This window comes from Jeotgalibacillus proteolyticus, assembly GCF_050107735.1.
Classification (GTDB): domain Bacteria; phylum Bacillota; class Bacilli; order Bacillales; family Jeotgalibacillaceae; genus Jeotgalibacillus; species Jeotgalibacillus proteolyticus_A.
On sequence record NZ_JBNILO010000002.1, the window covers coordinates 144,780 to 169,129 of the forward strand.

Sequence of the window (24,350 nt, forward strand, 5' to 3'; positions counted from 1 at the left end):
AGGAGTGAAAAAATGAGACTTTCAGAGCTGGTTAGCTGCCTCCCATTTTATGATATGAAAGGACCAACTTCTGATCCAGATATACAGGCGATTTCACATCACCATAAAAATGTTAAAAAAGGAACACTTTTTATTGCAATGAGGGGAGAGCACAGGGATGGCAAGGATTTTATCCAGCAGGCAGTTTTAAATGGAGCAGCTGCAGTCATTTGTGATCAGGAAATGACGCTGTCTATTCCTGTGGTACAAGTTAGGAACCCAAGGCATGCGCTGGCTCAAATCGTTAATTTATTTTACGGCTATCCAAGCTTTAAGATGAATGTTATCGGTGTAACCGGGACGAATGGCAAGACGACCGTGTCCCATATGATTCAGGCTATTATTGAGATGGCCGGTGAGCATACAGGAGTTATAGGAACGCTTTATATGAAACAGGGAACAGAATCAAAGATAGCTGTAAATACAACGCCGGACAGCCTTCTGCTGCAGCAAACACTATGTGGATTCTTAGAAAAAAAAGTGACTACGTCCATTATTGAAGTGTCGTCCCATGGATTGGCTCAGGGAAGGCTGTTCGGCTGCGATATTGATATAGCGGTCTTTACTAATTTAACTCAGGATCATTTAGATTATCATGGCTCGATGGACCATTACCGATGGTCAAAAAGCCTTTTATTTTCTCAGCTGGGACATCAGCACTACAATGGACTGCCAAAATTTGCGATCGTTAACGACGATGATCCTTTTTCAGAAATGGTGCGCCAGGCGACTTCCGCTCATATTATCTCCTACGGTTTGCATGACAGGTCAGACGTCTATGCAAGCAATATCAAGTATGGGAGGCATTCGACTGAATTTACCGCCCATACTCCTGTGGAGTCAAAAACGATTACAATACCTGTTGTAGGGATCTTTAATGTTTATAATGCACTGGCATCGATAGCTGCTACTTTCGCCAGGAGAATTCCTTTGGCGCTTGCTGCAAAGGGCCTTGAGCAAATGCAGAGTGTGCCGGGCAGATTTGAAATAGTGGAAGCAGAACAGCCGTATACCATTATAGTGGATTACGCCCATACACCTGACAGCCTTGAAAATGTGCTGCAGGCGATCGTCAAAATGAAAGCCGCCAGAACATTTGTGGTGGTGGGCTGCGGAGGTGACAGGGATAGGAGTAAAAGGCCTTTAATGGCTAAAGTGGCCTGCGGTTATGCAACCGATGTAATTTTTACTTCAGACAATCCTCGATCAGAATCACCGCTTGAAATAATTAGAGACATGGAAGAGGGCGTCGCGGGTCATACGTATACCGTAATCCCTGACCGTAAAGAGGCGATTGCCTATGCAATCAGCCAGGCAGCTGAAGATGATATTATTCTTATTGCGGGAAAGGGGCATGAGAAGGTTCAGATCGTTGGAGAAACGCTGATTCCTTTTGATGACAAGCAGGTCGCTTATGAACTCGTTAAAGGGGCCTCTTCTTAAAAGACTGCAAAATAGAGCATCTGATCAATGATCTTCCTTTACATAAAGTGCCGGCACTTTAAAAAGGAGTATTTGACAGGTGTTTTTTAATTTCTTGATTGAGATGGCAAAGAAAAAATTCTTTACGTTCAGTCAATTCACTACTATTATAATATGGGGAGTTCTGATCATACGTAAAGGGTCAGAACATGGTAAACTATCTGTAAAATGATACATAGGTGTTGAATTTTGTTAGGAGGATCAGGCATGTCAATTTGGGCAATTTTTGCTGCTTTGTTTGGAGCTTTTTTTGTAACAGTAGCAGTGTCACCACTTTTTATTCCTTATTTAAGAAGATTAAAATTCGGTCAGAGCATACGTGAAGAAGGACCGGAATCTCATCAGAAAAAATCCGGAACCCCTACAATGGGCGGAATCATTATACTCTTCTCTATTTTAATTACGACATTAGCAGTTGGAGCCTTGTGGGATATTCTTAATATCACAATGTTTTTATTGTTAATGGTCACCATCACATTCGGAATCCTGGGATTTTTGGACGATTTTATTAAAGTAGTAATGAAAAGAAATCTCGGATTAACTTCTCTTCAAAAACTAATCGGGCAGATTGTTATTGCCGTCATCTTTTATTTTATTTTTCAAGCCAACGGATTTTCATCCGTTATCACCATTCCTTTTACGAACGTCGAATTTAATTTAGGCGTCATTTATGTTGGGTTTGTGATTTTCTGGCTTGTCGGATTTTCAAATGCAGTCAACTTAACAGACGGTCTTGACGGTTTAGTTTCAGGAACAGCGGCGATTGCTTTTAGTGCGTTTGCGATAATAGCGTGGCAGCAGGAACAAATTGCATTAACAGTTTTCTGTATGGCGGTTGTAGGGGCTGTACTTGGATTTCTGGTATTTAATGCCCACCCTGCCAAAGTATTTATGGGGGACACTGGATCACTTGCGCTTGGAGGAGCAATCGGAACCGTTTCTTTACTTGCCAAGCAGGAGGTTCTGCTTCTGTTGATCGGCCTTGTTTTTGTCCTTGAAACGTTATCTGTCATTATGCAGGTTACTTCGTTTAAATTGACAGGCAAACGAATCTTTAAAATGAGTCCTCTGCATCATCATTTTGAGCTTGTGGGCTGGTCGGAATGGAAAGTTGTAACTGTTTTCTGGACGGCAGGACTTGCAGTAGGAATATTGGGCGTATGGATAGGAGTGTCTGGCTGATGAAAAAGATCACGTCATATCAAAATAAAAAAATATTAGTAGTAGGTCTGGCAAAAAGCGGGGTTGCAGCATCTTTGCTCCTTCACCGTCTGGGCGCTTTCGTAACCGTAAATGACTGGAAGCCTCTGTCCGAAAATAAAGAGGCGCAATCTCTCTTAGATGCGGGGATTAAGGTTGTGTGCGGAAGTCATCCGGTTGAACTGCTGGATGAAGGATTTGAATTGATCGTTAAAAACCCCGGGATACCCTATACGAATGATCTGATTAAAGGGGCGATTGAAAAAGGGCTCCCTGTCATTACAGAGGTGGAGCTGGCTTATCAAATTAGTGATGCACAAATGATTGGAATAACGGGGACGAACGGAAAAACAACGACGACCACCCTCGTGCATCATATGCTTGAGGCGGAAAAGAAAAATGTTTTCATGGCTGGAAATATAGGAACGGTGGCATGTGAAGTCGCTCAGGAAGCGGAAGAAAACGATACGATGGTAGTAGAATTGTCTTCTTTCCAGTTAATGGGTATTACCACATTCAAGCCTTCTATTGCTATTATTACAAATCTATATGAAGCTCATTTGGATTACCATTCCTCGGTACATGAGTATGCTCAAGCAAAAGCAGCAATCACGCGCAATCAGACAGCAGATGACTATCTAATTGTTAATGCAGATCAGCCCGAATTAATGGACCTGATCCGCACCTCCAAGGCGCAGCTGCTCCCTTTTTCCACCAAAAATAAAGTAAGCGGCGGGCTCTACGTAATGGATAACGGCATTTATTTCAAAGATGAATTCATCATCTCACTGTCGGACATTGTGCTTCCTGGTGCCCATAATCTTGAGAACATCCTATGTGCAATCGGAGCTGCAAAGCTTTCAGGTGTCAGTCACCAAGCAATCGAGCAAGTTTTGTCGACTTTTACTGGTGTTCGGCACCGGACGCAATTTGTCAGGGAATGGAACGGCGTGAAGTTTTACAACGATTCAAAGGCCACCAATTCGCTTGCAACCAAAAGTGCGCTAAATGCGTTTGCACATCCAACAATTCTCCTTTGCGGTGGACTGGACCGCGGCAATGATTTTGACGATCTGCTGCCATTTCTGACAAATGTCAAAGCAATGGTTGCATTCGGTCAAACGGGCGAAAAGATGCTGGAGCTAGGAAAAAGGGCAGGCATAAAAGAGCTCTGGTCTGTCAGCGGCGTAGAAGATAGTGTTGTCAAAGCTGCAGAAATTGCTGTGCCAGGTGACATTGTTCTGCTGTCTCCAGCATGTGCCAGCTGGGACCAGCATGCGACCTTTGAAGTAAGAGGTGACATATTTATTGACGGGGTGAATAAGCTGTAATAGGGCGTTTACCTGCTCAATCTTTCACTGTGAGGCTAAAAGGTTATGGACCGATGGCTCGTTGCTCTTGTCTGTTCCTGTGTGGCGTTTGGGATTGTCATGATTGATAGCGCAAGTTCTGTATGGGCGCTTGATCGTTTTGGAGATGCCCATTTTTTTTCGAAGAGACAAGCTGTCTTTGCGGTGGCTGGAATTTTCCTGATGTTATTTTTAGCTAATTATAATTATTGGCAATGGAAAAAGTATGCATGGTTTGTATACGGTGGAGGTATCCTGCTTTTGATCCTGGTATTGATCCCTGGTGTGGGTCTCGTGCGAAACGGTTCGCAGAGCTGGCTGGGAGTCGGCCCTTTGTCGCTGCAGCCATCTGAATTTGCAAAAATAGGTGTTTTGCTGCTGCTGGCTAAGAATTTAGAGGAAAGCCGGCATCCGGTTACCCAATTTCGCAAAGGAATGGCGCCTCATTTGTTGTTACTGCTTTTACCCTTTGGCATCGTCATGCTGCAGCCCGATTTGGGAACGGGTACGGTCATTTTAGGTACTGGACTGGCATTGCTTTTTTTAGCGGGAGCCCCGTACCGGTTTTTTGCTGGCCTGATTTTCTTGGGCATTGCAGGTTTTGCTGCATTAATTATTTCAGCGCCATACAGGCTTCAGCGAATCGTTTCCTATCTCGACCCGTGGGAAGATCCTCTTGGAGCAGGGTTTCAGATGATTCAGTCATTGTATGCGATTGGCCCAGGTGCATTATTCGGATTTGGACTGGGGGAAAGCAGACAGAAGTACTTTTATCTCCCCGAACCTCAAAACGATTTTATTTTTGCCATTGTCGGAGAAGAACTGGGTTTTTTTGGAGGAGTCCTTCTTCTGCTGATGTTCAGTGCAATTGTTTGGAGGGGCATCATAATCGCTTTGCATGCACCTGATCAATTCGGACAGCTGCTTGCAGGAGGAATTGTTCTCATGATCGGGATACAGGTTATGATCAATGTAGCCGTTGTGATCGGACTGATTCCTGTTACGGGAATTACTCTTCCTTTCATGAGCTACGGAGGCTCTTCTCTGGTTTTGGTTTTGCTTTCCTGCGGAATTCTGCTGAATATCAGCAAGAACAGAAAAACGTTATAGCATACCATTTTATTAGCAGTTTGAGGTGTAACTCAAGCTGCTTTCTTTGCGTCTAAATTATTATGCAGACTCAATACAAGTGTGAAATGACTGTTTTTAGATTGAGTGTGTCGAAAAACACAAAATGTCAAGATGGCCATAACCGGCACAACCATTCAAGGACTTTCATTTACTAGTATAAATATATGCTCAGATATTAAGCAGTCAATGCCCTATAAATTGTTTTTATAGACTGATTTATTTTACATTTTAATGACGAAGGGTTTTCAGTTATATTTTCTTTGATTAGAATAGTGTAGTATAGGGAAAGAACATACTCGTGGTCTTTATAGCCAAAGCTGTACACTGCGAATATCTGATGCTTTAAGGAGAGAAAGTATGGAGAAGTTTATTAACGAAATAACAGCTGCAGAAATAGGGAAGATTTCTTCAGACGAACATTTAACTAATCATACAACGATGAAAGTTGGAGGCCCGGCAGAAATTTTCGTTGAGCCTGCTTCTATTGAAAAATTACAAACACTTATGAAGCTCATTAACCAGTATAATATAGACTGGCGGGTAATCGGCCGGGGTTCGAATTTGTTAGTAAGCGATAATGGAATCCGCGGAGTAGTCATAAAGCTTGGTAAAGGGCTGGATCATCTTCAAGTAGATGGGACGACCATCAGAGCCGGCGGCGGTTTCTCAATTATCGTTTTGGCAACAAAAATGGCGCGGGAGGGACTTAGCGGTCTACAATTTTCCAGCGGGATTCCTGGATCGGTTGGAGGTTCCGTCTATATGAATGCCGGTGCTCACGGATCCGATATATCAAAAGTATTAACGAGAGCGCATATCCTGTTTCCTGATGGAAAAATGGAATGGCTTACAAATGAAGAGATGAAGTTTTCTTATCGTACTTCAATCCTTCAGGAAGAACGTCCCGGTATTGTTATAGAAGCAGAGTTTAAGCTCACAGAAGCAAAACCGGAAGAAATTAAAGCTGAAATGAAAAAATACAAAGATTACAGAAAAGAAACTCAGCCCTGGAACCATCCTTGCTCAGGAAGCATCTTTCGAAATCCTCTGCCTGAATATGCAGGACAGCTTATTCAGAGTGCAGGGTTAAAAGGGTTTCAAATAGGCGGTGCACAGGTATCAGAGCTTCATGGCAACTTTATCGTGAACGCTGGTGGAGCCACTTCTAAAGATGTTCAGGATTTAATTCAGCACATCAAACACACCATCCTGGATGCCAACGGGGTTGAAATTGAAACAGAAGTTGAGTGGGTTGGAGAAGAAGCACCATTTACAGACAAACTTGATTCATAAAACCTGACTTGTTAACGTTCAGAAATGGACGGATATAGATTGTGGTTTGTTCTAAAAAGGGGAGTGTTGAATCGATGGGCAGAAAGCCAGTCGTTTCACTTGAAGATCGAGTCCCGCAGTTAAAACAGCGCAGAAGAAAAAAAGCAAATCGACGGATGTTAGCTGTGGTGATGTTATTTGTATTCATAATTCTTATCATCCTGTATTTCCAATCTTCCTTCAGCAAAGTGCAGCATTTTTCCATTGAAGGAACGGAGTGGCATAGCGATGAAAAAGTCATAGAGGCTACCGGTGTAAAAATTGGCGATTCCTACTGGACTACAGATGCAGAAGCAGTAGAAGAAAGCCTTCTTGCACAATTGGAAGTAGAATCAGCGGAAGTCACAAAAAAGTTTCCTACAACATTCAACATCAACATTAATGAATATGATCAAGTTGCTTTTATTCAGCAGGATCAGCAATTTGTTCCTGTTCTTGAAAACGGTGCGTTAATGGATGCGGTACCGTCTAATGAACTGCCAGGGCATGCGCCGCTATTGTTTGGGTTTACTTCGGACTCTTTATTAAAAGAGATGGCAGCTGCGTTGGCCAAACTGCCCGCAGAAGTACAGCAGTCGGTCTCAGAAGTCCACTTAACCCCAGATGATACGGATGCTGGTCATATCAGTGTCTATATGAATGACGGCTTTGAAGTTTCAGCCATTATCGACACGTTTGCCGAAAAAATGGAACATTACCCATCTATTATTACGCAGCTTGACCCGGATGTTAAAGGTATAATTGATCTTGAGGTTGGTTCCTATTTCCGCGCTTATGATACTTCATATGAAGAGGCTGAATCAGCTGAAGGTGAGGAAGCAGAAGCAGCAGAAGAAGGCCAATAATAATACTTTTAGAGACGATTTCCGTTATGCGGGTATGCAGATAATATAGCTCAAATGATAGTAAATCTGCTGCTTAGGATTCGATGCAGGTTGTCGCAGATTTGGCAGGAACAAAGCTGATCTCAGTATGAATTGCTGGTATTTAAGTAGGCTTATTTACCGATCTTTTACTATTGAAAAATAAACAGAGTGCTATCAAACTGAGCTTTTACGTTCCTCTTAAACTCCGCTGCAAGGGACTTATGTCTTTGGCAGCGGAACAGGATGATCAGGTTTTTATCGACAGAATTTTTTTAAAAATCATACTCGCTGCAAGTTTGGCTTTTCTAGCCGTTCATCTTGGTGTAGACTTGTTAGTAACAGCCATTTTTACATTCAGAGTGTGGTTTACAGCATATTGCTGTTTTTTGCTGAATGCTTTTCACATAAGTGGTCAGGAAGAAACCTTTAACAGATACAGATTTTTAAAGCCTAAAGGCTTTTTAGCAGAATAAAACAAATAATTAAAAATTCGAGTAGTAAATAATTTGAATTGCTTTTGAGGGAGGTGCCACAGGATGAATAATAATGAGTATTTTGTAAGTTTGGATATCGGAACATCTAACGTAAAAGTCATTATCGCAGAATTAGTACATGACTCTCTCAATATCATCGGAGTGGGCAATGTGCAATCTGAAGGGATCCGAAAAGGATCCATCGTAGATATTGACGAAACAGTCAGATCCATCCAAAAAGCTGTAGATCAGGCTGAAAGAATGACAGGTCTTGATATACATAATGTGATAGTCGGGATTCCGGGAAATCATGTAACTCTGCAGCCCTGCCACGGAGTAGTGGCAGTGTCAACTGAAGATAAGGAAATCAGAGATGAAGATGTGGCACGTGTTATAGATGCCGCACAAGTCATGCCAATTTCTCCGGAAAGAGAAATTATAAATATTGTTCCAAGGCAATTTATAGTTGATGGGCTTGATGAAATTAAAGATCCAAGAGGAATGATTGGGGTCCGGCTTGAAATGGAAGGCACAGTGGTCACCGGATCAAAAACGATGCTCCATAATATTCTTAGATGTGTGGAGCGCGCAGGACTTGAAATTGCAGATATCTTCCTTCAGCCTCTAGCTGCGGGCACGATAGCATTATCAAAAGATGAACAGAGCCTTGGTACAGCCATCATTGACATTGGAGGAGGATCAACGAGCATAGCTGTTTTTGAACAGGGGAATCTCGTTGCTACTTCAATTGTGCCTGTTGGCGGTGAACATATCACTAAAGACCTTTCAATAGGGCTGAGAACGACAACAGATGATGCAGAGTCTATAAAAATAAAACATGGTCATGCATTCTATGATTATGCTTCTGAAGAGGAAGTTTTCAGTGTTCCAATCATTGGAAGTGATCAGCATCAGCAATTCAATCAGCTTGAAATTTCTGATATTATTGAAGTAAGATTAGAAGAAATGTTTGATTTGGTAGTAAACGAATTAAAGAGATTAAATGTTCACTCTCTTCCGGGAGGATTTGTTTTATCCGGAGGCGTAGCAAACATGCAGGGAATCCTTGAACTTGGACAAGCAGTACTGCAGAATCAGGTGCGTGTAGCGATTCCAGATTATATTGGTGTTAGAGAACCACAATATACAACAGCTGTAGGCTTAATAAAATATGCTCATAAGCACGCCAAGCTGCAGGGAAGGCTCGATAAGCAGCCTTCTGCATCCGAATACGAAGGTGCCGGTGATCATTCGTCAAAAAAACAACCGGACTCAAGACCAAAACAGCCGAAACCGAAACAAAAGACCGAAGAAGGAAAATTCAAGAAGCTCTTAGGATACTTTTTTGAATAACCTTTCACAAAAAGTAATTTGGATGAATTAGGAGGACTTATGATGTTGGATTTTGATACGAATGTAGATTCCTTGGCAACCATAAAAGTCATCGGTGTAGGAGGCGGCGGGAACAATGCCGTCAATCGAATGATTGAGCACGGGGTACAGGGTGTAGAGTTTATCGCTGTGAATACGGATGCTCAGGCATTAAACCTGTCCAAAGCAGAAATTAAAATGCAAATTGGAGGCAAGCTGACCCGTGGTCTGGGAGCCGGAGCAAATCCTGAAGTAGGAAAAAAGGCTGCAGAAGAAAGCCGCGAACAGATTGAAGAAGCAATTAAAGGCGCTGATATGGTATTTGTCACTGCAGGTATGGGCGGCGGTACAGGAACCGGAGCAGCACCAGTCATTGCGCAGATTGCACGTGAATTGGGCAGTCTTACTGTAGGTGTGGTCACACGTCCATTTACCTTCGAAGGTCGTAAACGTGCTAACCAGGCTGGCGGTGGTATAGGCGCCATGAAAGAAGCAGTAGATACATTGATTGTGATTCCAAATGACCGTCTTTTGGAAATTGTAGACAAGAGCACACCGATGCTTGAAGCATTTCGTGAAGCGGATAATGTTCTGCGCCAGGGGGTACAAGGCATATCAGACTTAATTGCTGTGCCAGGTCTAATTAATCTGGACTTTGCAGATGTTAAGACTATTATGTCCAATAAAGGTTCTGCCCTAATGGGAATTGGTGTGGCCTCAGGAGAAAACAGGGCATCAGAAGCGGCTAAAAAGGCAATTTCAAGTCCACTTCTTGAAACGTCCATTGATGGAGCACAAGGTGTATTAATGAACATTACAGGCGGGAATAATCTCAGCCTTTATGAAGTTCAGGAAGCGGCTGATATTGTTGCAAGTGCTTCAGATCAGGAAGTCAATATGATTTTTGGTTCTGTAATCCGGGAAGACTTAAAAGAAGAAATTCTTGTTACAGTAATTGCTACTGGTTTCAGTGAAAACCTGAACCAGCAGCAAAAGCCATCGCGTCCGCAAATGGGTGGACAGGTAAGACAGCAGCCAGCTTCAATGGCACCGAAAAGAGAACGGGATCTCGACCGCGAAACTTCCCGTGACAGAGACAGAGAAAGAGACCGTGACAGAAATCGTGACAGAGATGAAGCATCCTCTCATGATCAGCCATCACGTCCTTCTCAGCAGCCTGTAGAAGATACGCTGGACATTCCGACATTTCTGCGCAACCGTAATCGCAGAAGAAACTAATTAGTAAACAGCAGGAGACTGAGTTCCTTTTGGAGCTTAGTCTCTTTTTTGTCTAAAAAAGAAGATGAATCCATCCAGGCTCGGCAAAGAAGCGTCCGGTGTCGAAACATTAAAATATAAGGTAAAGCAAAATCAGCCAACAGAAAACAATAACAGAAGACAACTTCCTGTTTAAGAATGAGGGAATTGTAAACGCTGAGGATTAAAAAAAATAATTTACTTGCCCTCACACTACTTATGAGTTGGAATATAAGGTCTTTTTTTGAGGGTTTTTAAAGAAATATTTATTCCTTTCCATTATTAATTTTGACAATTTTCTCTTTTTAGAAGCGCTATACTTTGGTTCAAAGAAAGGGGGGACACCATAGATGCTTCATGTTGAAGCGCTGTGGGCGTTAAATTCCTGGGTGGACTTTTGTATAATTTGGATGGCAGGACGACTGCTGAATCAACCCCCAAGATGGAGACGCTTTTTATTCGTCACTTCTCTTAGCACCGTTTGTCAAGTTGTCATCATGCTGCTTCATCTGCCTCATGTATATGAACTTCTATTTTTACTTTTCTTTACTCCGGTGATGGCAGCTGTATCGTTTCGCCTCAACGGAATGGCCCATGTGTTTAGAGCGTGTCTGATTGTATGGGGATGCTCAACTTTAGCTGGAGGTCTCATGTATGCAGCAGAGAGGGTGTTGAATCAATCTCTTACAGTATTCATTTCCCATCAGTCCATCTCTCAGTTTATTGTTCTTTCCCTTATTCTTATAGCAGCAATGATTAGCATGAATAAAGTCGTAGCTTCTTTACAAATGAACCGGATCCAGGAAAGCTTTACGTACAAAGTGGAAATTGAGGTGAACGGACAAGCCTGGAGTGGATTTGGTTTCCTGGATAGTGGAAATCATGTGATTGATCCATTTACTAAATCGCCAGTCGTGTTTGCTGATTTAAAAGTTGCTTCAGAACTTTTACCCGATTTTATTGCTCATTCCCTCACTGGTAATCAATTTGTGAACTGGCCTGAAAGCTGGCAGAAAAAAGTCCGTCTTATTCCAGCCAGAACGGTACATTCAAGCAGTCAGATGATGACAGGAATTTTATGCGACCGTGTAGCTTGCTCTGTTAATGGCAAAGAATTCTCATTGACGAATGTGCCGGTTGTCTTTACGAATCAATCTCTCCTATTTGAAGAAAAATGCAATTGTCTTTTAAATCCTCTGCAGCTCTTGCCTTGTCACCAAATATAGGGAGTGAAGAAAATGATACTTATCCAAGCAAAAAGAACGGTTCAACTATGGTTGATTGAAACGTCAAATAAACTGGGGATTAAAGTAAAAGACATCTTTTATATTGGGGGAAGTGAAGCACTGCCGTCCCCATTAGACAGAGAAGAAGAAGCGGTCGTCCTATTAAAGCTTTCCCAGGGGGATGAAGCTGCCCGTTCTACATTAATTGAACGAAATCTTAGGCTGGTCGTATACATCGCAAGAAAATTTGAAAATACGGGAATCAATATTGAAGATTTAATCAGCATAGGTACCATTGGGTTAATTAAAGCCATTAACACCTTTGATTTAGAGAAAAAAATAAAGCTCGCGACCTACGCCTCGAGATGTATTGAAAATGAGATCCTGATGTATTTAAGGAGAACGAATAAATTGCGTTCTGAAGTATCGTTTGATGAACCCCTAAACACAGATTGGGATGGAAATGAGCTTTTGCTTTCCGATGTATTAGGAACAGATAATGATCTGATAGTGAAAGATATTGAATCAAGAATGGACCGTGTGCTCCTTAAACAGGCATTGAATATTCTTGATGAGAGGGAAACATTTATTATTGAATGCAGATTTGGACTAAATGGGCAGCAGGAACACACGCAAAAAGATGTAGCTGATTTAATGGGAATATCGCAATCATACATTTCACGACTTGAAAAAAGAATTATTCGCCGTTTGCAAAAAGAAGTAAGCAAAATGGTCTGATCTATACCCTCCAAATACAGGTAATTTTAAAACCGAATATTTTTTTCTCCGGGGGAAATACTGAACGAGAACCCATACTCCCGACTGGAGGAAAAAACATGGCACGCAATAAAGTATTAATTTGTGGAGTCGATACCTCAACATTACCGATTTATAAAAATGAAGAAATGAGAAAGATTTTTACAGATTTACAAAACGGCAATGAATATGCGAGAGAAAAATTAGTGTATGGGAATATGCGGCTGGTCCTGAGTGTCATTCAGCGATTTTCTCATAGAAATGAAAACCCGGATGATTTATTTCAGGTTGGCTGCATTGGATTGTTAAAGTCCATTGATAACTTTGATCTTGGACAAAATGTCCGATTTTCAACGTATGCAGTACCGATGATTATCGGGGAAATCAGAAGATACCTAAGAGACAACAATCCAATACGTGTATCGCGGTCGCTAAGGGATATTGCGTATAAGTCTCTTCAGGCAAAAGAACAATTAATCAGCGAAACCTCTAAAGAACCCACGATTGAGGAAATAGCAGCACGGATTGACATGCCTAAAGAAGATATTCTCTTTGCACTGGATGCCATTCAGGACCCGGTTTCACTGTTTGAACCGATTTATCAGGATGGTGGTGATCCCATTTATGTTCTCGATCAGGTGAAAGATGACCGTACGAGCGATGAACAGTGGGTGGAAGATCTTTCAATTAAAGAAGGCATGCACCATTTAAATGACAGAGAAAAAATGATTATTCAAAACCGATTCTTTTATGGAAAAACTCAGATGGAAGTTGCAGATGAAATCGGCATTTCACAGGCTCAGGTTTCCAGATTAGAAAAAGGCGCCATTAAACAAATGAATAGATATGTGCATTAGAGGGGAGATAAGTGTTCTCCTCTCTTTTTTTTGCATAAAATAGGTGCATAGAGGAGGCGTTTCACATGAGGATATCGGAATTGCAGCAAAAAGATGTTGTATCTGTTTCTGATGGAAAAAGACTAGGCCCCATTTCAGATATTGATATCAATGTTAAAACAGGGATGATTGAAGCGATTATTATTCAGGGGAATGGAAATTGGAAGGGCTGGTTCAGCAAAGGCGGAGAAGTGACGATCCCATGGAAGGACTTAGTGAAAATTGGCAATGATGTCATTTTAGTAAGAGGACAAATTCTTCAGGAGACCATAGATACAATTTGAGCTTAAGTTTCATTATCCATAATCGCAGGGGATGTGATACACTTTAAAAAAATGTATGGGTGGGGCCTCAATTGACTATGATCAGGGAACGTTCAGAAACATTTTTGTCTATAAAAAAATGGAAAGAGCAACTACCCGGACTGACGGCTGTCTTTTCAACAAAAAATGGAGGGTTCAGTGAAAAAGAATTCGCCTCCTTAAATACCGGACTGCATGTACAGGATAATGACAACCATGTAATCCAAAACAGGAACAAATTAGGAATACATGCTCATGCTCCAATCGAAAACTGGGTTTGTGCAGAACAGGTCCATGGGTCTGTCATTAAAAAAGTGTTTAGCAATGATAAGAGCAGAGGCTCAACAAATTACTTCGATGCCATTCCCGGTACTGACGGATTATGGACATGCGAAACGAATTTGTTTTTATCCCTTTGTTTTGCTGATTGTGTTCCTCTCTATTTTGCAGAACCCAATTCTAAATTTATTGGAGTTGCTCATGCAGGATGGAAAGGGACCGTTCAGAATATAGCAGGAAAAATGATTCAGCAGGCAAGCGAAAATAACGTGGATCCATCGCAGATTCAGATTTACATTGGACCTTCTATCGGAAAATGCTGCTATGAAGTCAACGACGCAGTTGCAGATCAGGTCCAGTTTTGTTTAAACAGGAAAGAGCACAGCTGTCTGACAAGCAAGGGGAATGGTAAATATAACCTGGATTTAAAACAGCTCAATAAACAACTCCTGCTTGATGCAGGAATAAAAAAAGATCAAATTTCGCTGTCTTCAAGCTGTACCTCGTGTGAAGAAGAGTTGTTTTTTTCACATCGAAGAGATCGTGGGAAAACTGGAAGAAATTCAGCGGTTTTAGGGTGGAGGGAATAACTAATGGATGTAGCAGAAAAGGCGCAAACGATTGAATCAAGGATTAAGCAGGCAGCTGAACGCTCAGGACGTTCAGCTGACAACATACAGGTAGTGGCGGTCACAAAATACGTAACTAACGAGCGGGCTAAAGAAGCAGTACAAGCCGGGTATCGTCATCTTGGAGAAAACAGACTAGAAGGATTGCTTGAAAAACAGGAATATCTTCAAGGTGAAGCAACATGGCATTTTATTGGTTCTCTTCAGTCGAGAAAAGTGAAGGATGTTATAAATAAAATAGACTATCTTCATTCGCTTGACAGAATATCCCTGGCAAAGGAAATTCAAAAGCGCGCAGAGAAAAAGATCCGTTGTTTTATTCAGGTAAATGTGTCAGGAGAAGGACAAAAACATGGTATTGAGCCTGAAAAAGTATTGGATTTTATCGAACAGCTGTCGAAATATGATAAAATAGTAATTGAAGGATTAATGACTATGGCTCCTCATACAAAGGATGAAGAAATAATAAGAAAATGCTTTAGTGATTTAGCTCAAATTCAAAACAAAATACATACACGTCAAATGCCCAATGCTCCTTGTACAGAACTTTCTATGGGCATGTCCAATGATTATGAAATTGCCATTGAAGAAGGTTCAACTTTTATACGGATCGGCACGGCACTCGTAGGTGAATAAAGGAGGTATAATGCCATGGGGATGAAATCAAAATTTAAAAACTTTTTCTTCGTAGAAGATGAAGAGGAGTATATCGAAGAATACACAGAAGAACCAAAAGAGGAAACGGACACAATCCGTACAAATAAAAAGCTAACTCCCAATAAACAAAATGTCGTCAGCTTGCAAAGCATTCAAAAGTCCTCTAAAATGGTTTTACTTGAACCGAGAATGTATGCTGAAGCCCAGGATATAGCAGATCACCTGAAAAGTCACAGAGCAGTTGTCGTGAATCTGCAGCGCATTAACAAAGACCAGGCAAAACGGATCGTTGATTTCCTTAGCGGCACAGTGTATGCAATCGGCGGAGATATTCAGCGTGTTGGTACAGATATTTTTCTGGTCACTCCGGACAATATTGAAGTGAGCGGAAATATAACAGATTTTATACAGGAAGATTAATCCTTAACAAGGATAGATAGGTGGTTCAGAATAAATGCTAGTAGATACAATTTTCTATATTATCGGTCTTCTCATGACGTTTTACAGCTACGCATTGATTATATATATTTTACTTTCATGGTTTCCTAATGCTAAAGAAAGCAGCTTCGGTCAGACTTTGGCCAGGATTTGCGAGCCATATCTTGAACCATTCCGAAAGATCATCCCTCCTCTGGGCATGATTGATATATCACCGCTCGTAGCCATATTAGTGCTGAATATTGCCAGAAATGGTCTCCAAACGTTATCGACTATGATTGCGTAAAATCAGATTATTGCCTTTATCCTAAGAGGATAGAGGCATTTTCTCTTAAGAGGTGAATGAAAGTGACGTCAGTATATCAGCATTTTCGAAAAGAAGAACAGGGCTTTATTGATCGAGTATTAAGCTGGAAAGATCAGGTGGAGCAATCATACGCACCAAAGCTCACAGATTTTCTGGATCCCCGTCAGGTTTTTATCGTGCAGTCTTTAATTGGCACGGCAGGGGAAGTGAAAGTGTCTTTTGAAGGAGGGGAAGGGGCTGAAAGAAAAAGGGCATTGATTTACCCTGATTATTTAGAGCCTGATTTAAAGGATTTTGATTTGCAGCTGCTTGAAATCAGCTACCCTTCTAAATTTATTTCTGTTGAACATAAGCATGTGCTGGGTTCATTAATGGGCCTTGGGATAAAAAGAGAAAAATTCGGAGATATCATTATTACAGATGAACATATCTATTTAGTTGCAGCAAAAGAGTTTGCCTCATTTTTCACCCTGAATCTTACTCATATTGGAAGGCATTCTGTATTGATAAATGAGGTCGAGTGGGAAAAGTACACACCTTCAAATGAACAGTGGAAAGAGCGTTTTACTACTTTAAGTTCGCTTCGACTGGATGCAGTACTTGCAGGAGCGCTTGCATTATCCAGGCAGAAAGCTCAGCTTTTGATTCAGGCTGGTAAAATTAAAGTGAATTTTAAGGAGGAAGAACAGCCATCCTTTGATTGCGCGCAAGGGGATATTATTTCCGTCAGAGGGTATGGAAGACTGAGGATAGGTGAAATTGAAGGCAAAACAAAAAAAGATAAATGGCGTCTGACCATTTTTTCAATGGGCAATTAATTTTTACGGCTATTTGACGAAATTAGAAAAAAAATGATGTGAATTACAGAGAATTGCCCACAAAATAGGTAATCATCAGTATAATAGAAATGAAAAGCATAAGAGAGGTTGGAGGTGCCAGTATGCCGCTATCACCATTGGATATACATAATAAAGAATTTAATCGCGGGTTTCGAGGGTATGATGAAGATGAGGTAAATGAATTTCTGGACCAGATTATTAAGGACTATGAAATTTTGCTTCGGGAGAAAAAAGAGCTTGAAGAAAAGCTGTCAAACAACAGTGAACGCTTAGGTCATTTTACTACAATCGAGGAAACACTAAATAAGTCTATTGTGGTCGCACAGGAAGCAGCAGAAGAAGTAAGACGCAATTCTCTCAAAGAATCAAAGCTGATTGTTAAGGAAGCAGAAAAGAATGCCGATCGGATCGTCAATGATTCATTAACAAAAGCAAGAAAGATAGCCATTGAAATCGAAGAACTGAAAAAGCAGTCAAAAGTGTTCCGAACCCGCTTCAAAATGCTGATTGAAGCTCAGCTTGAATTAATAACAAACGGGGACTGGGATGATCTGATGGAATATGATCTGGATACAACTGATTTAAAAAGCCTTCAGCCAGAGAAGGAAAATGACTACTAGTTGACGAAACAACAGGGACTAAAATATAATATTTTGTACAATCAACAATGAAAATGCAGGAATAAACGTTGATGGGAACAGTATCTGGCAAATACACTTTTTGCAGCGAGTCGGGGACGGTGAAAGCCTGATGAAGAATTGCCGGAGAACATCATCCTTGAGTTCTGATGCTGAAAAAAGTAAGCATCAGCGGCTGGCGTCCGTTACAGGCTCCTTTGAGTGGAAAAAGTCTTTTTTTCTATAAGGGTGGTACCGCGTGAAGCAATGCTCTCTCGTCCCTTTTATTGGGACAGGAGGGCTTTTTTTCGCTTTGAGCCTGCTTACTTTAAGATGATGACTCAACTATTTGCTCTTTGTAACAGAAAAGATTTTGGGAGGTACACAATGGAATACAAAAATACTTTATTAATGCCTAAAACTGAATTTCCAATGCGGGGCAACCTGCCTAACCGCGAGCCGGAAATTCAGCAAAAATGGGAAGACATGAATATTTATGATCAAGTTCAAAAACGTACGGAAGGCAGGCCTTTATTTGTTCTACATGATGGTCCCCCTTATGCAAATGGAGACCTTCATATGGGCCATGCGTTAAATAAAGTGCTAAAGGATTTTATTGTTCGCTTTAAATCCATGAATGGCTATCAGGCTCCTTATGTGCCGGGCTGGGATACACATGGATTGCCGATTGAACAGGCATTGACGAATAAAGGCGTGAAGAGAAAAGAGATGACAGTTGCCCAGTTCAGAGAAAAATGTGCTGAATACGCATATAGCCAAGTGAACAGCCAGCGGGAGCAGTTTAAAAGAATTGGCGTTCGCGGCGACTGGGATCACCCCTATATTACTCTTGAACCTAAATACGAAGCACAGCAGATTAAAGTTTTTGGTGAAATGGCGAAAAAGGGATATATTTACAAAGGCAAAAAACCGGTTTACTGGTCTCCTTCAAGTGAGTCTGCCCTTGCAGAAGCAGAAATTGAATATCAGGATAAACGATCAGCATCTATTTATGTTAGCTTTGATGTAACAGACGGAAAAGGCGTTCTTGATGCGGGAGTGAAATTTGTTATTTGGACCACTACACCTTGGACAATTCCTGCTAATTTAGCCATCGCTCTTCATCCTGAACTCGATTACGTGGTAGTTGAAGAACAGGGCAGCAGCTATGTGGTAGCTAAAGAACTTCTCGGAAAAGTGACCGAAACAATGGAATGGACTTCTCCAAAAATCGTTAAAGAAGTCAAAGGAGCAGAGCTTGAACATATAAAAGCTCAGCATCCTCTTTACGACCGGTCTTCTCTAGTCGTACTAGGTGAACATGTTACAACTGATGCAGGAACAGGGTGCGTCCATACGGCACCTGGCCACGGTGAAGATGACTTCCAGGTAGGGAAAAAATATAATCTGGACGTACTTTGTCCGGTTGACGACCGCGGTGTTTTCACCGATGAAGCACCTGGTTTTGAAGGACTATTCTATGACAAAGCCAATAAACCGATTACAGAGAAATTAGAAGAGGCAGGGGCCCTGCTGAAGCTGGAATTTTTCACGCACAGCTATCCTCACGATTGGCGCACAAAAAAACCGATTATTTTCCGTGCTACAGCACAATGGTTTGCTTCCATTGATAAATTCCGGGATGAATTAATGCAGGCAGTACGAGATACAAAGTGGGTCCCGGTGTGGGGAGAAACCCGATTATTTAACATGGTGAGGGACCGCGGTGACTGGTGTATTTCGCGTCAGCGTGCCTGGGGAGTTCCAATCCCCGTGTTCTATGCTGAAAATGGACAGGAAATTATAACAGAAGAAACGATCGAACACGTTTCAGCGCTGTTTGAAGAACACGGTTCAAATATCTGGTTTGAAAAAGACGCCAAGGAATTGCTGCCTGAAGGCTTTGAACACGAGGGAAGCCCTAATGGTCGCTTTACAAAAGAACAGGACATTATGGATGTCTGGTTTGACAGCGGCTCATCCCATCAATCTGTTCTTGAAGCAAGAGAGGACCTTCAGCGTCCCGCTGATCTTTATTTAGAAGGATCAGATCAATACCGCGGCTGGTTCAACTCATCCCTGACTACAGGAGTGGCTGTTACGGGGAAAGCTCCTTACAAAGGAGTGCTGAGCCACGGATTTGCACTTGATGGAAACGGCCGTAAAATGAGTAAATCCCTTGGCAATGTCGTCGTACCTTCTAAGGTAATCAATCAGCTTGGTGCAGATATTCTCCGTTTGTGGGTAGCTTCAGTGGACTATCAGGCAGATGTAAGGGTTTCTGATCCAATTTTAAAGCAGGTAGCTGAAGTCTACAGAAAAATCCGTAATACACTGCGCTTTTTATTGGCGAATCTTTCGGACTTCCATCCAGCAAAGCATTCGGTTTCATTTAACGAGCTTCGGGAAGTCGATCAATTTATGATGGTCCGCTTAAACCAGGTAATCAGCAACGTAAAAGCAGCTTATGATCAGTACGAATTTGCTGATGTCTATCATACAGTAAGCAATTTCTGTACATTTGAACTGAGCTCCTTCTATATGGATTTTGGAAAGGACATTTTGTATATCGAAGCAGAGGATGATCTGTCGAGAAGAGCCATGCAGACTGTGATGTATGAAACGCTGACTTCTCTGACCAAATTGATTTCACCCATTCTTTCACATACTGCAGATGAAGTATGGGCATTTATCCCGGGCGTACAAGAAGAAAGTGTTCAGCTGACGGATATGCCTGAGGTAAAAGAGTACGAAAAAGATAAGGAACTAACAGCAAAATGGGAAGCCTTTTTAGACTTGCGTGATGATGTGCTAAAAGCGCTTGAAGAAGCCAGAAACGCCAAAACAATTGGGAAATCCCTGGCAGCTGAACTCACTATTTACACTGGAGAGCAAACGCATTCTCTCTTAAGTTCAATCAATGAAGACCTAAAGCAGCTATTCATCGTCTCGAAGTTGACTATTAGAGAAGGAGAGGCAGATGCGCCAGCTGAAGCAGTTCAATTTGACGGCCACGCTGTAATGGTTGCCAAAGCTGAAGGTGAAACATGCGAAAGATGCTGGATTATCTCTCCTGAGGTTGGTAAAGATTCCGATCATCCGGCTCTGTGTCCAAGATGTGCACAGGTTGTAAAGGAAAACTATACTCATTTAACAGCTGAATAAAAAAGATCCCGGGAAAATATCGAAACCTTTCCCGGGATTTTCTTTGCCCTTTGATAAAGGTTTGATGTATATCCATTTAAATTATGCTACAATACGATAAGGTATGGCATCATAACTTCGGAGGTAGACCTGTGATCTATTATTTAATTGCTCTTTTTATTATCGTTTTTGACCAGCTGACCAAATATCTAGTCGTTCGAAACATGGAGCTGGGAGAATCGATCAGTGTAATCGATAACGTATTTTACATTACTTCCCATCGTAATACAGGAGCTGCATGGGGCATGCTTGAAGGCCAAATGTGGCTGTTTTATATTGTAACAATTCTGGTTATTTTCGGGATCCTGTTTTATTATTACCGTCACGCAAAAGGAAACCATTTGTTCAGCTTGAGCCTGATGATTCTGCTCGGCGGAGCAATAGGAAATTTTATAGACCGGATCACCAGACAGGAAGTCGTGGACTTTATTCAATTTACATTCTTTAATTTCATTTTTAATATTGCTGATGCTGCTCTTACTTTAGGAGTAGTACTGTTATTTGTTCAAATGATTTTGGAAGAAGTGCAGGAAAAGAGGAAAAAGAATGGAAAGCATTCAACACATCATACAGGAAAATGAAAAAGGGAACAGACTCGATATGGTTATAGCGGGTCTTAAAGAAGACTGGTCCCGTTCACAAGTGCAGCAATGGATTAAGGATGGAATCGTAACCGTTAACGGTTCTGTCTCAAAACCAAATTACAAAAGTGCTTTGGGGGATGAAATTGACATTCAAATTCCCGATCCCGAGCCGCTGGATGTTGAAGCAGAAGAAATGAATCTTGAAATTTATTATGAAGATGAGGATGTCCTGGTAGTAAACAAACCAAAAGGGATGGTGGTTCATCCTGCGCCAGGTCATTTAAGAGGCACCCTCGTCAATGGTCTAATGGCTCACTGCAGGGATCTTTCAGGCATTAATGGAGTTCTGCGGCCGGGTATTGTTCACCGGATTGACAAGGATACTTCAGGTCTGCTGATGGTTGCAAAAAATGATATGGCCCATGAAAAACTTGTCCAGCAGCTGGTGAATAAAACGGTGACCCGGAAATACCGTGCCATTGTTCATGGCTTAATTCCCCATGAATACGGTACGATAGATGCTCCTGTCGGGAGAGATCAAAAAGACCGGCAAAGTATGGCCATTGTTAACAATGGAAAAAACGCAGTCACTCATTTTCGGGTGCTTGACCGCTTCAAGGAATTTTCTTTTGTGGAATGTGAACTTGAAACAGGCAGAACACATCAGATTAGAGTTCATATGAAGTATATAGGCTTTCCATTAGCGGGAGATCCAAAGTATGGACCGAGAAAAACACTTGATATAGGCGGACAGGCCCTTCATGCGGGGGTGCTTGGTTTTATTCACCCAAGAACGGAAGAATATATTGAATTTACAGCACCGCTTCCTGAAGATTTTGAAGAGCTTTTAACACAGCTTCGAAACGACCGTTGACAAAATTTGATTTCGGCTATACAATGTAAACAACTTAAATGAACGGACCCTTTAAATCAGTCCAGAGAGGCTGGGAAGGAACTTGCTGCGCTTTTTTTGGTGCACCTATGCCCTCTCAGTCTGCTGACTGAGAGGGTTTTTGCATGGGAGAGGGGCAGAAAATGGGCCAGCAGAACACGGTAATGGATGACCAAATGATGAAAAGAGCGCTGACAAGAATTGCACATGAAATTATTGAACGGAATAAAGGTGTTGAGCAGTGTGTACTGGTTGGAATCAAAACAAGAGGCATATACCTCGCGAACCGGTTAAAAGAACGCATTGAAGCAATCGAAGGTGTTAATGTTCCTGTTGGAGAGCTGGATATCACCATGTACCGGGATGATTTAGAAGCTAAGCATGAAAACGGAGAACCAGTCGTGAATGAAGTAGATCTGGCTGAAGCGATTGACGATAAAAAAGTTATTGTCATTGATGATGTACTGTATACGGGAAGGACAGTACGGGCAGCAATGGACGCCATAATGGATCAGGGAAGACCCAAACAAATACAACTGGCTGTCCTAATAGACCGGGGACACCGGGAGCTTCCCATCCGGGCAGATTTTGTTGGGAAAAATATTCCTACATCCAGTGAAGAACAGATTAAAGTGGAATTGATCGAAGTAGATAAAAAAGATTTAGTATCTATACACAAATAAATATCCCTTTTAATAGCAGTCCAGAGAGGCTGACAAAGGAACTGTAAGCGAATCGAAGACCTCGCTGCATGCCCTCTTTGCATCCCTCTGGAACGAAGAGGGTTTTTGTATATAAGGAGGCCAAACGATGGCAGCAGAAACTAAGAAACCGGTATTGGATGTTCAGGAAGTACCTAAAGCAAACCAGTGGTTGACATTAAGTCTTCAGCATTTATTCGCGATGTTCGGAGCAACGGTGCTCGTCCCGATGCTGGTCGGGCTGAGTCCGGGAGTGGCTCTGATATCGAGTGGACTTGGAACACTTGCCTATTTATTGATTACAAAAGGACAGATACCAGCTTATCTTGGATCATCCTTTGCTTTTATCGCACCTATTATAGCGGCAACAGAACTGGGAGGCCCTCAGGCTGCAATGTTTGGAGCATTTTTTGCGGGGCTTGCCTACGGACTTGTTTCACTTCTTATTTATAAATTTGGTATTAACTGGCTGACCAGAATTCTGCCTCCAGTAGTGGTGGGACCAGTCATCATTGTCATCGGACTGGGTCTGGCCGGAACCGCGGTAAACATGGCAATGTATGAAAATCCGCTTGCTCAAAATCCGCTTGATCTTGTTTATAGCATAAGGCATATCACAGTCGCCCTCATCACACTGGCTATTACGATTATCGGTTCGATCTACTTTAAAAAATTCTTTGGTCTGATTCCGATTTTAATTGGTATTACAGGCGGTTATATTGCGGGGCTCTTTGCAGGTCTGGTCGATTTCCAGCCTGTGCTTGATGCAAAATGGTTTGCGATGCCGGACTTTTTAATCCCGTTTGTGGATTATACCCCAGGCTTTTCTCTTGGTGCACTTGCCTTAATGGTGCCGATCGCAGTCGTTACCCTGTCCGAACACACTGGCCATCAAATGGTTGTCAGTAAAGTTGTCGGCAGAAATTTTTTGGAGAAGCCGGGTCTTCACCGCTCCATTCTTGGAGATGGTGTGGCAACGATTATTGCTTCAATGATAGGAGGACCTCCCAATACAACGTATGGTGAAAACATCGGAGTCCTTGCCATCACCAGAGTGTACAGTGTTTTTGTTATCGGAGGAGCGGCTGTACTTGCGATCTCCTTTGGATTTGTAGGGAAAATATCTGCTCTGATCAGCTCGATCCCGACCGCCGTAATGGGAGGCGTATCGATCCTGTTGTTTGGGATAATTGCTTCAAGCGGTCTGAGAATGCTGATAGAAGCGAAAGTGGATTTTTCATATAAAAGAAATTTAATTATTGCATCCGTGATTATGATTATTGGAGTCGGAGGGGCATTCCTTGAGTTCACCCCTACTTTCACTCTTCCCGGCATGGCTCTTGCTGCGATCGTCGGCATTTTGTTAAACCTGATTCTTCCCGGCCGCAAAAAAGAGGAAGAAACGCTTTTTAATGAAGAAAAAGAAATTGCATAAGAAACCTTTTTAATCAAAGTCCAGAGAGGCTTTCAAAAGGGAAGATAAGCTGCAGCTATCAGGCGCAGTCCATCTTTTAACACCTTTT

At 41.9% G+C, this 24,350-nt stretch carries 24 protein-coding genes and 1 other annotated feature; all 24 genes read left to right on the top strand.

What is annotated here, in order from left to right; genetic code table 11:
* The first annotated feature begins 12 nt into the window (after positions 1 to 12).
* The 24 genes from ACQCT8_RS03540 (at position 13) to ACQCT8_RS03655 (ending at position 24,262) form a co-directional block, all read left to right on the top strand.
* Positions 13 to 1,482: a UDP-N-acetylmuramoyl-L-alanyl-D-glutamate--2,6-diaminopimelate ligase gene (locus tag ACQCT8_RS03540; RefSeq protein ID WP_426868525.1), complete on the top strand. Its 1,470-nt coding sequence runs from the start codon at positions 13 to 15 to the stop codon at positions 1,480 to 1,482.
* Positions 1,483 to 1,728: 246 nt separating this feature from the next.
* Positions 1,729 to 2,703: a phospho-N-acetylmuramoyl-pentapeptide-transferase gene (gene mraY, locus ACQCT8_RS03545; RefSeq protein ID WP_426868527.1), complete on the top strand. Its 975-nt coding sequence runs from the start codon at positions 1,729 to 1,731 to the stop codon at positions 2,701 to 2,703.
* Positions 2,703 to 4,052, top strand: a complete 1,350-nt coding sequence (gene murD, locus ACQCT8_RS03550; protein ID WP_426868529.1) for a UDP-N-acetylmuramoyl-L-alanine--D-glutamate ligase — start codon at positions 2,703 to 2,705, stop codon at positions 4,050 to 4,052. The genes mraY and murD overlap by 1 nt, the downstream gene beginning before the upstream one ends.
* Before the next feature lie 45 nt (positions 4,053 to 4,097).
* On the top strand, positions 4,098 to 5,180 hold the full coding sequence (gene spoVE / locus ACQCT8_RS03555) for a stage V sporulation protein E (RefSeq protein ID WP_426868530.1): 1,083 nt from the start codon (positions 4,098 to 4,100) through the stop codon (positions 5,178 to 5,180).
* 378 nt (positions 5,181 to 5,558) lie between these two features.
* The gene (gene murB / locus ACQCT8_RS03560) at positions 5,559 to 6,494 is read left to right on the top strand and encodes a UDP-N-acetylmuramate dehydrogenase (protein WP_426868532.1); all 936 of its coding nucleotides are present in this window, start codon (positions 5,559 to 5,561) and stop codon (positions 6,492 to 6,494) included.
* Positions 6,495 to 6,568: 74 nt separating this feature from the next.
* The gene (locus tag ACQCT8_RS03565) at positions 6,569 to 7,378 is read left to right on the top strand and encodes a cell division protein FtsQ/DivIB (protein ID WP_426868534.1); all 810 of its coding nucleotides are present in this window, start codon (positions 6,569 to 6,571) and stop codon (positions 7,376 to 7,378) included.
* Positions 7,379 to 7,626: 248 nt separating this feature from the next.
* Complete coding sequence (locus ACQCT8_RS03570) at positions 7,627 to 7,872, top strand: DUF1290 domain-containing protein (RefSeq protein WP_426868535.1); 246 nt, start codon at positions 7,627 to 7,629, stop codon at positions 7,870 to 7,872.
* Positions 7,873 to 7,935: 63 nt separating this feature from the next.
* Complete coding sequence (gene ftsA / locus ACQCT8_RS03575; protein ID WP_426868537.1) at positions 7,936 to 9,225, top strand: cell division protein FtsA; 1,290 nt, start codon at positions 7,936 to 7,938, stop codon at positions 9,223 to 9,225.
* 42 nt (positions 9,226 to 9,267) lie between these two features.
* A complete protein-coding gene (gene ftsZ / locus ACQCT8_RS03580; RefSeq protein WP_426868539.1) occupies positions 9,268 to 10,482 on the top strand; it encodes a cell division protein FtsZ in 1,215 nt (404 codons plus the stop codon).
* 368 nt (positions 10,483 to 10,850) lie between these two features.
* Positions 10,851 to 11,726 carry a sigma-E processing peptidase SpoIIGA gene (locus ACQCT8_RS03585; RefSeq protein WP_426868541.1) on the top strand — a complete coding sequence of 292 codons (876 nt, stop codon included), beginning with the start codon at positions 10,851 to 10,853 and terminating at the stop codon, positions 11,724 to 11,726.
* 3 nt (positions 11,727 to 11,729) lie between these two features.
* Positions 11,730 to 12,464, top strand: coding sequence for an RNA polymerase sporulation sigma factor SigE (sigE, locus tag ACQCT8_RS03590; protein WP_426868542.1), 735 nt, complete (start codon positions 11,730 to 11,732; stop codon positions 12,462 to 12,464).
* 98 nt (positions 12,465 to 12,562) lie between these two features.
* Positions 12,563 to 13,339: an RNA polymerase sporulation sigma factor SigG gene (sigG, locus tag ACQCT8_RS03595; RefSeq protein WP_426868544.1), complete on the top strand. Its 777-nt coding sequence runs from the start codon at positions 12,563 to 12,565 to the stop codon at positions 13,337 to 13,339.
* A gap of 65 nt (positions 13,340 to 13,404) precedes the next feature.
* Positions 13,405 to 13,662: a YlmC/YmxH family sporulation protein gene (locus ACQCT8_RS03600; protein ID WP_426868546.1), complete on the top strand. Its 258-nt coding sequence runs from the start codon at positions 13,405 to 13,407 to the stop codon at positions 13,660 to 13,662.
* 77 nt (positions 13,663 to 13,739) lie between these two features.
* A complete protein-coding gene (pgeF, locus tag ACQCT8_RS03605; protein WP_426869134.1) occupies positions 13,740 to 14,549 on the top strand; it encodes a peptidoglycan editing factor PgeF in 810 nt (269 codons plus the stop codon).
* A 3-nt stretch (positions 14,550 to 14,552) separates the two neighbouring features.
* Positions 14,553 to 15,224, top strand: coding sequence for a YggS family pyridoxal phosphate-dependent enzyme (locus tag ACQCT8_RS03610; protein WP_426868547.1), 672 nt, complete (start codon positions 14,553 to 14,555; stop codon positions 15,222 to 15,224).
* A gap of 15 nt (positions 15,225 to 15,239) precedes the next feature.
* Positions 15,240 to 15,665 (top strand): cell division protein SepF, encoded by a 426-nt coding sequence (locus ACQCT8_RS03615; RefSeq protein ID WP_426868549.1) that lies wholly within the window; start codon positions 15,240 to 15,242, stop codon positions 15,663 to 15,665.
* 34 nt (positions 15,666 to 15,699) lie between these two features.
* Entirely contained in the window at positions 15,700 to 15,969 is a 270-nt protein-coding gene (locus ACQCT8_RS03620) for a YggT family protein (protein WP_426868551.1), read from the top strand.
* A 62-nt stretch (positions 15,970 to 16,031) separates the two neighbouring features.
* On the top strand, positions 16,032 to 16,808 hold the full coding sequence (locus ACQCT8_RS03625; protein ID WP_426868553.1) for an RNA-binding protein: 777 nt from the start codon (positions 16,032 to 16,034) through the stop codon (positions 16,806 to 16,808).
* Positions 16,809 to 16,930: 122 nt separating this feature from the next.
* Positions 16,931 to 17,449, top strand: coding sequence for a DivIVA domain-containing protein (locus ACQCT8_RS03630; protein WP_426868554.1), 519 nt, complete (start codon positions 16,931 to 16,933; stop codon positions 17,447 to 17,449).
* Between the two features lie 59 nt (positions 17,450 to 17,508).
* Positions 17,509 to 17,732 (top strand) — a binding site (T-box leader).
* A 101-nt stretch (positions 17,733 to 17,833) separates the two neighbouring features.
* On the top strand, positions 17,834 to 20,611 hold the full coding sequence (gene ileS / locus ACQCT8_RS03635) for an isoleucine--tRNA ligase (protein ID WP_426868556.1): 2,778 nt from the start codon (positions 17,834 to 17,836) through the stop codon (positions 20,609 to 20,611).
* A 131-nt stretch (positions 20,612 to 20,742) separates the two neighbouring features.
* On the top strand, positions 20,743 to 21,231 hold the full coding sequence (gene lspA, locus ACQCT8_RS03640; protein ID WP_278238939.1) for a signal peptidase II: 489 nt from the start codon (positions 20,743 to 20,745) through the stop codon (positions 21,229 to 21,231).
* Positions 21,197 to 22,108 (top strand): RluA family pseudouridine synthase, encoded by a 912-nt coding sequence (locus ACQCT8_RS03645; protein WP_426868559.1) that lies wholly within the window; start codon positions 21,197 to 21,199, stop codon positions 22,106 to 22,108. Before lspA ends, ACQCT8_RS03645 begins: the two co-directional genes overlap by 35 nt.
* Before the next feature lie 161 nt (positions 22,109 to 22,269).
* Entirely contained in the window at positions 22,270 to 22,809 is a 540-nt protein-coding gene (gene pyrR, locus ACQCT8_RS03650) for a bifunctional pyr operon transcriptional regulator/uracil phosphoribosyltransferase PyrR (protein ID WP_426869136.1), read from the top strand.
* A gap of 127 nt (positions 22,810 to 22,936) precedes the next feature.
* The gene (locus ACQCT8_RS03655; RefSeq protein ID WP_426868561.1) at positions 22,937 to 24,262 is read left to right on the top strand and encodes a solute carrier family 23 protein; all 1,326 of its coding nucleotides are present in this window, start codon (positions 22,937 to 22,939) and stop codon (positions 24,260 to 24,262) included.
* Positions 24,263 to 24,350: the final 88 nt, after the last annotated feature.

Coding starts and splice junctions, on each gene's coding strand:
- ACQCT8_RS03540 (WP_426868525.1), top strand. CDS start 13: ATGAGACTTTCAGAGCTGGTTAGCTGCCTCCCATTTTATGATATGAAA.
- mraY (WP_426868527.1), top strand. CDS start 1,729: ATGTCAATTTGGGCAATTTTTGCTGCTTTGTTTGGAGCTTTTTTTGTA.
- murD (WP_426868529.1), top strand. CDS start 2,703: ATGAAAAAGATCACGTCATATCAAAATAAAAAAATATTAGTAGTAGGT.
- spoVE (WP_426868530.1), top strand. CDS start 4,098: ATGGACCGATGGCTCGTTGCTCTTGTCTGTTCCTGTGTGGCGTTTGGG.
- murB (WP_426868532.1), top strand. CDS start 5,559: ATGGAGAAGTTTATTAACGAAATAACAGCTGCAGAAATAGGGAAGATT.
- ACQCT8_RS03565 (WP_426868534.1), top strand. CDS start 6,569: ATGGGCAGAAAGCCAGTCGTTTCACTTGAAGATCGAGTCCCGCAGTTA.
- ftsA (WP_426868537.1), top strand. CDS start 7,936: ATGAATAATAATGAGTATTTTGTAAGTTTGGATATCGGAACATCTAAC.
- ftsZ (WP_426868539.1), top strand. CDS start 9,268: ATGTTGGATTTTGATACGAATGTAGATTCCTTGGCAACCATAAAAGTC.
- ACQCT8_RS03585 (WP_426868541.1), top strand. CDS start 10,851: ATGCTTCATGTTGAAGCGCTGTGGGCGTTAAATTCCTGGGTGGACTTT.
- sigG (WP_426868544.1), top strand. CDS start 12,563: ATGGCACGCAATAAAGTATTAATTTGTGGAGTCGATACCTCAACATTA.
- ACQCT8_RS03600 (WP_426868546.1), top strand. CDS start 13,405: ATGAGGATATCGGAATTGCAGCAAAAAGATGTTGTATCTGTTTCTGAT.
- pgeF (WP_426869134.1), top strand. CDS start 13,740: ATGATCAGGGAACGTTCAGAAACATTTTTGTCTATAAAAAAATGGAAA.
- ACQCT8_RS03610 (WP_426868547.1), top strand. CDS start 14,553: ATGGATGTAGCAGAAAAGGCGCAAACGATTGAATCAAGGATTAAGCAG.
- ACQCT8_RS03615 (WP_426868549.1), top strand. CDS start 15,240: ATGGGGATGAAATCAAAATTTAAAAACTTTTTCTTCGTAGAAGATGAA.
- ACQCT8_RS03620 (WP_426868551.1), top strand. CDS start 15,700: ATGCTAGTAGATACAATTTTCTATATTATCGGTCTTCTCATGACGTTT.
- ACQCT8_RS03630 (WP_426868554.1), top strand. CDS start 16,931: ATGCCGCTATCACCATTGGATATACATAATAAAGAATTTAATCGCGGG.
- ileS (WP_426868556.1), top strand. CDS start 17,834: ATGGAATACAAAAATACTTTATTAATGCCTAAAACTGAATTTCCAATG.
- ACQCT8_RS03645 (WP_426868559.1), top strand. CDS start 21,197: ATGGAAAGCATTCAACACATCATACAGGAAAATGAAAAAGGGAACAGA.
- pyrR (WP_426869136.1), top strand. CDS start 22,270: ATGGGCCAGCAGAACACGGTAATGGATGACCAAATGATGAAAAGAGCG.
- ACQCT8_RS03655 (WP_426868561.1), top strand. CDS start 22,937: ATGGCAGCAGAAACTAAGAAACCGGTATTGGATGTTCAGGAAGTACCT.